Source organism: Dactylosporangium fulvum (assembly GCF_025137375.1).
Classification (GTDB): Bacteria; Actinomycetota; Actinomycetes; order Mycobacteriales; family Micromonosporaceae; genus Dactylosporangium; species Dactylosporangium fulvum.
Window position 1 is genome coordinate 8,577,875 of sequence record NZ_CP073720.1, and the last position, 13,143, is coordinate 8,591,017.

Below are 13,143 nucleotides of genomic sequence, written 5' to 3' on the forward strand. Positions count from 1 at the left end.
GGTAGGTTCCGGATACGGAAACAGAGCTGACATGAGGAGCCGGACGTGCGCGAGTTCTCCGTCCCCGCCGCGGTGATCGTTGCCGACACGGCCACGCTGACCGACCCGGTCTGGGACAACGCGGCCACGGCGCCCGACGCCGTGCAGTTCCAGCGGCGGGTGGGCTCCACGTGGCAGGACGTCACCTGCGCGGAGTTCCTCGACCAGGTCGTGGCGCTGGCCAGGGGCCTGCTGGCGGCCGGCATCGAGCCGGGCGAGCGGGTCGGGCTGATGAGCAAGACGCGATACGAGTGGACGCTCATCGACTACGCCATCTGGACCTGTGGCGCGGTGACGGTCCCCATCTACGAGACCTCCAGCGCCGAGCAGGTCGCCTGGATCCTGGAGGACTCGGGCGCGGTCGCCTGCTTCATCGAGACCGACGCGCACCGGGAGATCCTCGCCGAGGCCCGTGACCGCACGCCGGCGCTGGCCCACGTCTGGCAGATCGAGGGCGTCCGGAGCGCGCTCGACGAGCTGGTCGCCGACGGCGCCGCGGTGCCACGGGAGGACGTCGACCGGCGCCGGACCGGCACCAAGGCCGACGACCTGGCGACGATCATCTACACCAGCGGCACGACCGGCCGCCCCAAGGGCTGCATGATCACCCACCGCAACATGCTGTCCGACATCGTCAACGCCGTCCCGGAGCTGCGCTCGCTGTTCAACGAGGGCGCCCGGACGCTGCTGTTCCTCCCGCTCGCCCACTCCTTCGCACGGCTCATCCAGATCGGCGTGGTGCAGGCGCGGGCGACCATGGGCCACACCGCCGACACCAAGAACCTCGCCGAGGTGCTCAAGAGCTTCCAGCCGACGTTCGTGCTGTCGGTGCCGCGGGTGTTCGAGAAGGTCTACAACACCGCCAAGCAGCGTGCCCACGCCGACGGCAAGGGCGCGATCTTCGACCGGGCTGAGCGCGTCGCGATCGCGTACAGCCAGGCCGAGAAGCCCGGCATGGCGCTCAAGCTGCAGCACACGCTCTTCGACCGCCTCGTCTACAGCAAGCTGCGGGCAGCGCTCGGCGGCCGGTGCGAGCGGGCCATCTCCGGCGGTGCCCCGCTCGGCGAGCGGCTGGCGCACTTCTTCCGGGGCATCGGCGTGACGATCTACGAGGGGTACGGGCTGACCGAGACGTCCCCGGCCACCAACGCCAACCGGGACACCGGCGACCGGATCGGCACCGTCGGGCGGCCCCTGCCGGGCGTGACGATCCGCATCGCCGACGACGGCGAGGTCCTCGTGCAGGGCGACATCGTCTTCAAGGGGTACTGGAACAACCCCGAGGCCACGGCCGAGGCGATCGACGACGACGGCTGGTTCCGCACCGGCGACCTCGGCGATCTTGACGAGGACGGCTACCTGCGCATCACGGGCCGCAAGAAGGAGATCATCGTGACGGCCGGCGGCAAGAACGTCGCCCCCGCCGTCCTGGAGGACCGGGTGCGGGCCCACGCCCTGGTCAGCCAGTGCATGGTCATCGGCGACCGCCAGCCGTTCATCGCCGCGCTGGTCACCATCGACCCGGACGCGCTGCCGGCCTGGAACAAGGCCAACGGCAAGCCTGACGGGGCGACCGCGGCGGACCTGGCCGACGACGAGCAGTTGCGCGCCGAGATCCAGCAGGCGATCGACGAGGCCAACCGGGCCGTGTCGAAGGCCGAGGCGATCAAGGTCTTCCGCATCCTGCCGCGGGACTTCACCGAGGCGACCGGCGAGCTGACGCCGTCGTTGAAGGTCAAGCGAAACGTCGTGATGAAGGAGTACGCGGGCGACATCGCCGCCGTCTATGAGCGCTGATCGATCCATGCCCTCCGGTTCCGCCCCCATCTGGAAAGGGATCGCTCTTGACCGAGCTGCCGGTGCCTGGTGAACGCCCCAGGAGCGCCGTGATCGCGGTTCGTGTCCTGATGCTCACGCTCGTCGCGACACTGTTGCTGATCGACGGGGTGCGCGCAGTCGAGCTGCTGTGGCTCGCGCTGCTGCTCGCCTCGGCGTCGATCGCGACGGTCGCGCCGCCCGCGCACCGGGTCGCCCAGCTCGGCCGCATGGCCGAGGTGCTGATCACGGCGTTCGCCGCGTCGACGCTCAACTCCGACGCCGGGGTGCTGCTGGTGTACCTGCCGGTGCCGATCATCGGCGCGGCGCTGTCCGACGGCCGCCGGATCGCCGGGCTGTTCCTCGGCGCCGCCGCGGCACTGCTCGCCGTCGGGGGCGCGGTCGAGGGTGTGCTCAACGAGCGGGCGTACCTCGTCTCCGCCGTCCAGTGGCTGCTCATCGCCGGCATAGGCGCCTTCCAGGCAGGCATCCTGCAGCGCGTGCTGGCCCGCCGCCCCGACGACACGCCACAGCCCTACGCCGAGGCGACCCGCCTGCTCACCCAGCTGCGCAGCGTCGCCCGGCAGCTGCCCGGCGCCACCCTCGACCCGGGTGGTCTCGCCGAGCACCTCCTCGACGAGGTCCGGGCCATGGTCCCCGCCGTCCGGGGCGCCGTGCTGTCCGGCAGCGGCGGCGGCCGGCTCGTCGTGCTGGCCCAGGCCGGTGTCGAGCGGCTCGACTGGGAGACCGCCCTGGACACCGAGAGCGCCGTCGCGGACGCCTGGGCCACCCAGCAGCCGGTCACCTCGGCCCGCTCGCAGGCCCGGTCGGTGGCCGGCCGCCGGGACCTCACGTCGCTGGTCGTGCCGCTGATCGCCGGGGTGCGCACGGTCGGGCTCATCGTCCTGGAGAGCGACAGCGCCGGCGCGTACCCGCCCTCGCTCATCTCGCGGGTCACCGCGATCACCGGCCCGGCGGCGCTGCGGTTGGAGGCCGCGCTGCTCTTCGACGAGGTCCGCTCGCTCGCGACCACCGAGGAGCGGCAGCGGCTCGCCCGCGAGATCCACGACGGCGTGGCCCAGGAACTGGTCATGGTCGGCTACGGCATCGACAACGCCGTGGCCGCCCTGCCCGACGCGACCGCCGCCGAGGAGGAGCTGCGTATCCTGCGCGCCGAGGTCACGCGGGTGATCACCGAACTGCGACTCTCGCTCTTCGAGCTGCGCAGCGAGGTCGACCGCTACGGGGGATTGACGGCCGCGATCGCGGACTATGCACGTACCGTCGGCGCGTCGGCGGGCCTCCGGGTCCACCTCTCGCTCGACGAATCAACCGCCCGCTTGCCCGCGGCGGTTGAGGCGGAACTGCTGCGCATTGCCCAGGAAGCCATCACAAACGCGCGGAAACATGCCGGCGCGGAGAATCTTTGGGTAACGTGCGCGGTCGATCCACCGTTCGCACAGGTAGAAATCTCCGACGATGGCAGCGGCATCGGTGAAAACCGCCCGGATGGGCGCTATGGTCTTGCGATCATGGCCGAGAGGGCGGAACGTATCCGGGGCCGGTTGGAGATCACACCACGTGTGCCGAATGGGACCACAGTGGCGGTTGTGCTCGGAACCGCACCGCGTGCGCGGTAGCGTGAAGGCACCAGAGGGAGAGAGCACCGGGAATGTCGACTACCGCGACGCCGACGACTCGCACCAAAGTGCTGCTCGTCGACGACCACGATCTCATCCGCAGAGGACTCCGGCACGCGTTCGAGCGTGACCGCCAGTTCGAGGTGGTGGGCGAGGCCGCCACGGCCGCCGAGGCCATCCGGCAGGCCGGTGCCTTGCAGCCCGACGTCGTGATCATGGACCTCCGCCTGCCCGACGGCAGCGGCCTGGAGGCGACCCGAGCACTGCGGAAGACCAGCAACACCATGGGCATCGTCGTCCTGACCATGTATGCCGGCGACGACCAGCTCTTCGGCGCCTTGGAGGCCGGCGCGTCGGCGTTCGTGCCGAAGACCGCCCCCGCCGACGAGGTGGTGGCCGCGGCCCGGCACGCGGCCTCGGCACCGAGCGCGTTCACGGCCGCCGACCTGGCCGAGGCGATGAAGCGCCGGCTGGCCCCGAGCGGCCCGCAGCTGTCCCCCCGCGAGGGCCAGGTGCTGCGCCTGCTCGCCGACGGCATGAGCGTGGCCGGCATCGCCAAGCAGCTGTTCGTCTCCGAGTCCACGGCGAAGACGCACATCTCGAAGCTGTACGAGAAGCTCGGCGCCGCCAACCGCGCCCAGGCTCTCATGACGGCCCTTCGCCTGGGCCTCCTGGAAGCTCCGGACGCCCCGAAATTCTGATTCCGGGTCCTCAACCCGCTGCCGCCTCGGCCGCGCCGCAGTTTCTGCGGCGCGGCCGGCGCTATTCAGAATGGCCAGCGGTTCGGCCGCATTATGGTCGCAATCAGATAACACATTGACGACAACTGATCGCCAAAATTGCCCCGCTCTGATTCCGGCGCCGCCGGCGAGCGACACAATCCCCGCGGCCGCCCGGCCCGTTTCCGCTCGCAGCCAACGGCCCGGATGAACAGTTCCGCCACCCGCGATTCCGACCGGTACCACCGACATGGCGCCCCGGAGCATGCGACGGGTGTCCCAGCAGCGGCGAAGGCGGGGTCGCCGACGGCGTCCACCGGCCACCCCGCCTTCGCCACCAAATCGCGGGCCCATCCCCCACCAACCGAGGTCCTCGGCCTGGACGTCACCTCCGACGCCACCGGCCACCTCGACGAAGCCCGCGAAGAACTCCTGGCGTTCACCGCGTTCCCCCGCGCCATCCGGCGCGGTGCCCACCAACGTTGACCACGCGGGCGCGACCCTGGCAGAGCGGCCGTCGGCGACGGTCGAGGATGGGGCCGCATGCGTGGGCAGATGCTGTCTCGGGGTGGCTCGTCCAGTAGGACGAGCCACCCCGCCGGGACGGCTACCCGATCAGCTTCCAGGGACCCTTCGGATCACCCGGCACCTGACCACGCGCCCACCCCTTCCGGTTATCCGCCTTGCCTACTTGCGCACGGCGAGAGCCGGGGCCTGAACAGCCCCGTCCGGCAGTGAAGCCACCGAAACCGACACCTGGTAGGTCCCCGTCTTCAGCGACCGCGGAACCGTGATGTTGCCGGAGACGGCGCCGAACGCGTCCGCCACGAGCACGACATTCGCCTTGTCGAGCGAGACGGTCACCGGCTCGCCGGGGGTGAAGCCGGACCCGGTCACAGCGACCACGTCACCGGCGTTGGCCTCGTTGGCCGCCAGGTGCACGGCCGGGGCGTCGCCCGCGACCGCGAAGATCCGCTGGCCGGTGGCGGCCGTCGGGAACGTGATCGAGGTGACCTTCCAACCCGCGGGGGCGACGTACGGCTTGGTCGCGAAGATGTACGCGCCCGCGTCGTTGGCCGTCTCGACGGCGAGGCGGTGCGGCATCCACGCGACGACGCTGTTGTCGTACTGCGGCTGCAGCGTCCCGTTGCGAACGTCGCCGGTCGTCGACGGCAGGACCCAGTTCGAGAAGGCCACGGGGTAGGTGGCCTCGGCGACATTGGTGCCGTCGGTGATCTGCAGCGTCGCCTGGACGGTCGTGTTCCCGGTGTAGGCCGCGCCGACGAGCGAGAACGTCGAGGTGGGACGCTCGAGCTGGATGGTCTGGTTCGCTGCCGGCTGGTAGGCCTCGGCGTACCCGACGGGCGCGTTGGGCCACACGACGGTCAGGGGCACGCCACTGGCGGTGAAGTGCTTGACCGCGCCGGGGGCGAGACCCACGGCGGCGAGCTCCTTGCGGTCGTAGGTGTTGGTGGTGGTGTTGTTCCCCATGTTGGTGCCGTTGCTACCGGACCACGTGATGCCGCTGCCGCCGTCGAACGAGCCCTTGAGGGCGTCATAGAGGGCGGTGCCCGTGACGGTCTTGCCGGCCTCGAGCGACCCTGGCTTGGTGACCCGGAGAATGGCCTTCTCAGAGGTCGACGATCCGTTCGAGGTGACGGTCACGGTCGCCTGGTAGTAGCCCGAAGGCACGTGGGGAGCGACCGTGAAGGACAGGGGCACGCTGACGCGGCCCTGAGCGTCGAAGTGCTGGGTAGGAACTGAGGCGGCAACGATGCCCGGGTTTGAGGTGGTGACGGCGACGTGGAGCGCCTGGGCCTTCGAGCCGATGCGCTGGATGTCGACCTGGGCGGTGCCTGACGCGCCGGGCTGCAGCTCGACGGCGCCGAACGTCGGCGAGCCGACGGTGTTGACGTTGAGCGAGACGGGCTTGGATCCGGCCTGCCACGACGGCGGGAGGTCGGAGTTGCCGGTGCCCCACCCGTTGGGCGTGGAACCGACGGTGAAGTCGATCGTGGTGTCCTTGGACACGGTCTTCCAGTCGAACCAGGACTTGCTCGACGTCGCACCGTTGATCTTGACGTTGTTGATGTACCGCTTGCCCGACTGGGCGCCGGGGGCGTTGATGGTCAGCGTGCGACCGTTGCCGAGCTTGATGACCGACTTGTCGAACAGCGGGGTGTTGAAGTTCACGGCCGACGCGCCGGAGGTCTCGGGGTACATACCCAGCGCCGCCCAGACGTAGAGGTTGGCGAGGGCACCGAGGTCGTCGTTGCCGGGCTCGGAACCAGCCGGCTTGTAGCCGAACAGGGTCCCGGTGATCTGGTCGACCACTTCGGACGTCCGGTCGGGACGGCCCAGGTAGTTGTAGACCCACGGCACACCGAAGTTCGGCTCGTTGTCGAGGTTCATGTAGGGCACGTTGGCGCCGGCACCGCGCACCAGGCCGGTCGACAGGAACTTGTCGAGCCGCGCGGTCGCGGCCTCCTTACCGCCCATGGCGGTGATCAGGTCGGCGAGGTTGTGCGGCACCATCCACAGGTACTGCTCGGCGTTACCCTCCTCGAAGCCCTGCTGGCCGAGGTCGTAGACGTTACCGCGGTAACCGAACGAGGCCGGGTACTGCAGGCGCGGGTCGGACTCGGGGTAGCGGCCGTTGACGTCGCGCGGCTGGATGCCGTCCGCCGTCGGGTTCCACAGGTTCTGCCACCACTGGGCCCGCTCGTAGAACTGCTTGGCGGTGGCGGTGCGGCCCCTGGCCTGGGCGAGCTCGGCGACGGAGAAGTCGGCGATCGCGTATTCGAGCGTGTAGGACGCGCCCGTGACCACGTGGTCCGCCTGGAAAGGCCGCAACTGCGGGGCGTACTTGTACTCGTTGTAGTAGTCGGCCCCGGGCCGCTGCATGATGGGCCAGCGGGTGTTCGTCATGCCGTTGGTGCCACCGGCGCCGGTGTTGGTGCCACCGGTGAACTTGCCGGCCTTACTGCCGATCGAGTTCTCGAGCATGATGTCGATCGCGCGGTCGACATTCCAGTCGCGCGCACCGAAGTGCCACGTGAACGCCAGCAGCGGTGCGACGCTGTCCCCGTTCATCTGGTTGGTCGAGGTGTTGGCAACCGCCCACCTGGGGAAGGAACCCATCTGTTCGGCCGCATTGACCAGGGACTGGGCCTGGTCGGAGGCGACCTCGGGCCAGATGGCTGCCTGGAACGGGGTCAGGGCGCGATAGGTGTCCCAGTCGGAGATCATCGTGTACTGGCGCCGGGTCCGCCCGTTCGCCCCGGGGCTCTCCGAGACGTTGTGAATCTTCGGCGTCGACTCGAAGCCGAGGTACTCGCCGTTGACGTCACTGTGGGTGGCCGGGTGAGTGATCGAGTGGTAGAGCTGGGTGTAGAAGGTACGCAGGTTGTCGTCCGACTGGCCGTCAAGCGGCGCGGAGACCTGGACCTTGCTCAACTCGGTGTTCCACGCCGCACGGTTGGCCGTCCTGACATCGTCGAACGTCCGCGTGTTGGGCATCTCGGTGTTCAGGTTGAGCACGGCGTTCGCCGTCGAGGTGTAGGAGATCGCCATGCGGGCGCGGATGACCTGCGTCCCGTCCGGGAAGGTGAAGTAGCCACCGGTCTGGGTGTTCGCGTTGGTGGAGACATGCGTACGCCCGGCCTGAGCGGCCTGCCCGTTGACCCAGGTGCCGAAGCCGGCCCACGGCTGCTCGAAACGCAGCGCGTAGTAGAGGTTGTGCTGCTGGCCCTTGCGGCAGAAGTTCCCGACCAGGGCCCGAGCCGTGACCAGCCCGGTCTCCGGGTCGACCGTCATCTCCGAGTTGAAGGAGGACGTCGACCAGGCGGTCTGGTTGGTCCGGAGGAACACCTTCGGCGCCGGCGTGTCCGCCGGGAAGGTGAACTGCGCGATACCGGCACGGGTGGAGGCGCTCAGCTCGGTGGTGATCAACCGGCCGGCGGCAACCGTCCCGTTCATGGTCGAGGTGTCGCGGGCAGTCGCCTTGTAGTAGCCCGTCTCCCCGGTTTCCGGGAATTCGGTGCGGTTCAGCGAGATCTTCTGGGCCCACGGTGCCGCGGTGTTCGACGTGGCCGTGAGGTTGTCGTAGCTGGTGGGAAGGATCGGGAAGTCACCGCCCATGCCACAGCCCTGCGAGGCGTGGGTCATGCCGAACCCGATGATGTGGTTCTGGTTGTACTTGTAACCGGCGCCGCTCGGTCCGTTGGTGCTCTGAACGTTGCCCCCGCTGGCCGTGTCCGGTGAGAACTGCACCATGCCGAAGGGCATGGCCGGGCCCGGGAACGAGTTGGTGGAGCCCTGCGTGCCGGCGAGCGTGTGGACGTACTGAGCGGGGTCGGTGACGAGGGGTTCGGCCGCCATCGCCGACGGCACCGCCACGAGTCCCGAGGTGGCGACCAGCGCCACGATGCTTGGTATGGCAAGACGCGGAATGCGCCTGCCTATCCCTGGACTGACGAACTTCATTTGTTGCCGGTCTCCTGATCTGTGAAGCCGAGCAGGGGTGTTAGCTCGGTTCGTTGACATCGCCCCGGCCGAGGTACGGACCATCCCGCTCGACGAGGGGGCGTACACCATGGCTCGGTGTCGGCGTTCTACTGGCTGCCGCACCGGGCGGCGAGACCCGGGAGCGCAGCCGCCAGGCCGTTCATCCGGCCACGGCCGAGCCAGAGCCGCTCGCCGATCGCCCCGAACCAGGCTGGTTGTGGGCATCGCCAAGCCGCACGGACCGCAGAAGTGGACCCGACACCACCTCTACGTGATCATCAATGTCTTCTCGCAGAATGCCGGCGCCCGTACGGGCGCCGGCATTTCGGGCTGGGAATGGATACACCCGCCGACGTGGGCCGTCCTGGCATGGCCGACGGCGGTCCGGTGGCCGCTGGCCACCACTGGGCCACACGGCCGGTCGGCCCACCCTGAGGCGCACGCGCACCATGAGGACTGCCCCCTTGTTTATGACAGCGCTGTCATTTGCTTTAGTAAGAAAGCTTCGCAGGCTGCGCCTATACCGTCAAGGGGTCTGCGCCCGAGTGCTTCACGCCACGCCGCCGCGAACCTCGTCGCCGGCCGCCGGGACGTTCGGCCCCGTCCGCACATTCCGCGCGCCGAATGCCGGTTTCAACATCGACGACCGCTATTGCGTCCAAGGCAGGGGTACACACCCGGAGCGCGACGTCGCCCGGCACGACCGCCCCGCCCGACCAAAGACCGTTGCGGCGCGTGAAGCCCGGTCGAAAGTTGCGACGTGTCAGGCCCTCATCAGGCCGGGGCCGGTGCGCGCCGTTCGCCCGACCCGTGCGAGACGAGGGTCGTGGGCAGCACGATGGTCTCAGTCGGCCGGTCCCGGTCCGTGAGCCGGGCCAGGGCCAGCCGGCCCGCCTGCCGCCCCATCTCCTCGGGATCGTCGGCCACGACCGTCACGCCGAGCACCCTGGCCCATTCAACATTGTCGAATCCGACGACGGCGGGTAGCGGGTCCGGGGCGCGGTAGATGAGTTCCTCGACGACGCCGAGCAACGCCCTGTTGTTGCCCGCGAAGAAGGCCGTCGGTGCGTCCTGGGCATCGAGGAGCTCGGCTACGCGCGCCCGAGCGGCGGCCACGTCGTGCGCGCCGGTACGCACCCACCGACGCCAGTCGGTCACCCCAGCCGACTCGAGCGCGTCGGCCATTCCGGCGAGGCGGTCGCGATGGGTCGGCAGCCAGTCGTAGTCACCGATGAAGGAGATACGTCGGTGCCCCGCAGAGAGCAGGTGCAGAGCGGCGGCACGTCCGCCACCGATATTGTCGAACACCACAGCGTCGGCATCGAGTTGCTGCGCCGGGCGGTCGACGAAGACCACCGGCATGCCGCGATCCTGGAGCTCCCGGTAGACCGTGTGGTCAGCCATCGCCGACGCGACGATCAGCGCCTTCGTCTGGCGGTCGGCGAGATTGCGCGCCAGCGACCACTCGATCTCCGGCGACTCGCCCGAGTTGGCCACCGTGAGCAGCAGGTCGCCCGTGCGCAGCTCGTCTTCGAGCCCCTTCGCCAGGGCGGGGTAGAACGGGTTGGCCAGGTCGCTGGTGATCAAACCGACGGAGTCGAACAACTGCCCGCGGGCGAGCAGGCTCGCCGCGGCGTTGCGCTGGTAGCCGAGCTGCTGGGCCGCGGCGAACACCCGCTCGCGCTTGGCGGCGCTGACATAGGGCTCACCTCCTAGCGCCCGGGAGGCGGTCTTCAGACTGACCCCCGCGAGCTCAGCGACGTGCGTGAGCGTCGGGCGTCGGGTCACATCTGCCTGTCCGGCAGGTTGGTTCGTCACACCACTGATTGTCCTCGGACGTGCCACTGCGTGGGGCCAACCCAACGCCGCGCGATCAGGCGCCCCACGCAGCCGGCGAGACAGCCCCTACCAGGAACTTCGCTTGGTCGATCAGGCTGCGGTAACCCGTGCGGTGATGGTGGCCGCGGGTGTGTTCTCGGCGAGTCGACCGGCTCATCCCGGTTGAGATTGTCGATGAGGTCCTTGCCGCGGCCGGCCGCGGTCAGCCGGCCAGCAGCGAGCGGAGGCGGGCGGCCTGGGTGTCCCAGCGCCAGTCGGACTCGACCCAGGAGCGGCCGGCGGCGCCCATGCGTGCGGCCAGCGCCGGCTCGACGAGGAGCTGGGTGAGACGGTCGGCCACGGCTTGGACGTCGCGGCCGTTGACGACAAAGCCGGTCTCGCCGTCGCGGACCGCGTCGGGGGCGCCGCCCGAGTCGCCGGCGACGACCGGGAGGCCGGTCGCGGAGGCCTCCAGGTAGACGATGCCCAGGCCCTCGACGTCGAGGCCGGCGCGGCGGGTGCGGCAGGGCATCGCGAAGACGTCGCCGGCCGCGTAGTGCGCCGGCAGCTCGGCCCAGGACACCGAGCCGGTGAAGACGACGTGGCGATCGAGGCCGGCGTCCCGGGCGAGCCGTTCGAGCTTCTTGCGATACGGCCCGCCGCTCACCACCAGCAACGCGGCGTCGGGCACGGTGCGGCGGACCCGCGTCAGGGCCTGGATGAGCACGTCCTGGCCCTTGCGTGGCACCAGGCGGGACACGCAGACGATCACCGGGCGGTCGGTCAGCCCGTGCCGCCGCCGGACGATGCTGCCGTCGACCGACGGCGTGTAGGCGTCGACGTCGACGCCCGGTGCGAGCCGCTCCAGCGACGTGCGGCCGTCGAGGACGCGGGCGAGGCGGACGCGGGTGTACTCCCCCAGGTAGGTCACCACGTCGGCGCCCCGGCCGATGCGGCGCAGGAGGGAGCGGGCGCCGGGCAGGGCGGCCCAGCCGACCTCGTGGCCGTGCGTGAGGGCGACCGCCCGCTGGATCCCGGCGCGGCGGCGCAGGCCCTCGGCGAGCAGTCCCAGCGGGGCCGCGGCACCGAACCAGACCGTGTCGCAGCCGTGTGCCCGGGCCAGCTCGGCCGCCCGGCGCGCGACGGACGGGGTGGGCAGCAGCATGCCGGTGGACTCGCGGACCACCTCGAACGGCTGCTCGGCGTCGAACTTGTCGGCGCCTTCCCAGGTCGAGGCGTAGACGACCACCTCGTCCCGCGGCTGGCGGACCGCCAGGTTGTGCACGAACTGCTGGATGCCGCCCGGCCGCGGCGGGAAGTCGTTGGTGACCAGCAACGACCTCATCGCTCGCCCCTCGCGAAGGCCCGGGCCGCGGCCATGCGCTCGACCGCCGTCGGGTGCGAGCCGAACAGGAACTGCTCGACCGGGTTGGGGTCGGGGTCACCCAGGTTGACCAGGGACAGCCGGCCCTGCATGGCCTCGAACTGGGCCGGGTCGCCGGTCAGCTGCAACGCGTGCCGGTCGGCACGCGCCTCGACCCGCCGCGACACGAACGCCTGGGCCGGCCCGGCGAACAGCCCGGCGACGGCGGCCACGGCGAGCAGCAGCGCGACGGCCCGCGGCTCGGCGATCGAGTCGACGCGGGCCAGGCGTAACAGGCCGGACCACGAGCCGAGCAGGTAGAGCGCGCAGACCGCCGCCGCGGCGCCGAGCGCGCCCAGCAGGGTGCCGGTGAGCACGTCGTTGTCCTTGGCGTGGCCGAGCTCGTGCGCGACCACGGCCTCGACCTCGGCGGGCGGCGCCTTCTCGAGCAGGGTGTCGTAGACGACGATCCGGCGGGTGGGGCCGAGCCCGGACACGTAGGCGTTGACCGCCCGGGTCCGGCGGGAGGCGTCGGCGATCAGCACGTCACGCACGGGCACGCCGTCGCGGTCGGCCATCGCCATCAGCCGGGTGCGCTGCTCACCCTCGGGCATGGGGGTGAACTTGTTGAACACCGGCTCGACGAGGACCGGGAAGACGAACGTCAGCAGGACGGTCAGAACCGCCGCGCCGGCCGCGCCCCAGGCCCACCACCAGCGCGGGGCGAAGTGGGTGACGGTGAAGAAGCCGACCAGCACGATCGCGCCGATCACGGCGCCGACCGCGTAACCCTTGAGGACGTCGACGGTCCAGGCACCCCAGTCCTGGGTCGAGAGCCCGTATCGCTTGAGGATGATGTGGCGCCAGGCCGCCAGCGGAAGGAGGACCACCTCGCCGATGAACACGATCGCCAGGCCACCGAGCAGCGCCCGGGCGAGCCAGTGGCCGTTGAACGGGCGGCCGACCTGCTCGACGATCCAGGACCCCGCCGGCGTGAGGCCGAGCAGCAGGGCGGCCACCAGGCCGACGGCCATCGACAGATACATGCCGGGGCGCAGCGCCCCACGGAACTCCCTGCCCTTGGCGACGGCGTCGGCGGGCAGGGTCTCGAGCGCGGCCAGCTGATCGGCGCGCGGCGCGGGCGGCGCCGCCCACGGCACCCGTAGCAGCGCGACCACGGCCGTGGCGATGACGAGCACGACCAGGGTGATCGCGGCCCACTGCCGAGAAGTCATCGCGCAAG

General features: G+C 70.4%; 8 protein-coding genes. 4 read left to right on the forward strand and 4 right to left on the reverse strand.

Annotation, left to right across the window (positions count from 1 at the left end; all coding sequences use genetic code 11):
• The first annotated feature begins 45 nt into the window (after window positions 1-45).
• From Dfulv_RS39425 to Dfulv_RS39440, 4 genes are all read left to right on the forward strand, one after another.
• A complete protein-coding gene (locus Dfulv_RS39425) occupies window positions 46-1,836 on the forward strand; it encodes an AMP-dependent synthetase/ligase (protein ID WP_259858902.1) in 1,791 nt (596 codons plus the stop codon).
• A gap of 110 nt (window positions 1,837-1,946) precedes the next feature.
• Window positions 1,947-3,494, forward strand: a complete 1,548-nt coding sequence (locus Dfulv_RS39430) for a sensor histidine kinase (RefSeq protein ID WP_319805848.1) — start codon at window positions 1,947-1,949, stop codon at window positions 3,492-3,494.
• 32 nt (window positions 3,495-3,526) lie between these two features.
• The gene (locus Dfulv_RS39435) at window positions 3,527-4,195 is read left to right on the forward strand and encodes a response regulator transcription factor (RefSeq protein WP_033362529.1); all 669 of its coding nucleotides are present in this window, start codon (window positions 3,527-3,529) and stop codon (window positions 4,193-4,195) included.
• Window positions 4,196-4,420: 225 nt separating this feature from the next.
• Window positions 4,421-4,699: a transposase gene (locus Dfulv_RS39440; protein WP_259858904.1), complete on the forward strand. Its 279-nt coding sequence runs from the start codon at window positions 4,421-4,423 to the stop codon at window positions 4,697-4,699.
• Between the two features lie 201 nt (window positions 4,700-4,900).
• On the opposite strand, the gene Dfulv_RS39445 is transcribed toward Dfulv_RS39440, so the two are convergent.
• The 4 genes from Dfulv_RS39445 to Dfulv_RS39460 all read right to left on the reverse strand — a co-directional run bounded on the left by Dfulv_RS39445 (window position 4,901) and on the right by Dfulv_RS39460 (window position 13,135).
• On the reverse strand, window positions 4,901-8,638 hold the full coding sequence (locus Dfulv_RS39445) for a GH92 family glycosyl hydrolase (protein ID WP_259858905.1): 3,738 nt from the start codon (window positions 8,636-8,638) through the stop codon (window positions 4,901-4,903).
• A gap of 855 nt (window positions 8,639-9,493) precedes the next feature.
• Window positions 9,494-10,537, reverse strand: a complete 1,044-nt coding sequence (locus Dfulv_RS39450; RefSeq protein WP_259858906.1) for a LacI family DNA-binding transcriptional regulator — start codon at window positions 10,535-10,537, stop codon at window positions 9,494-9,496.
• Between the two features lie 223 nt (window positions 10,538-10,760).
• The gene (locus Dfulv_RS39455) at window positions 10,761-11,882 is read right to left on the reverse strand and encodes a glycosyltransferase family 4 protein (protein ID WP_259858907.1); all 1,122 of its coding nucleotides are present in this window, start codon (window positions 11,880-11,882) and stop codon (window positions 10,761-10,763) included.
• Entirely contained in the window at window positions 11,879-13,135 is a 1,257-nt protein-coding gene (locus Dfulv_RS39460; protein ID WP_259858908.1) for a M48 family metallopeptidase, read from the reverse strand. Before Dfulv_RS39460 ends, Dfulv_RS39455 begins: the two co-directional genes overlap by 4 nt.
• Window positions 13,136-13,143: the final 8 nt, after the last annotated feature.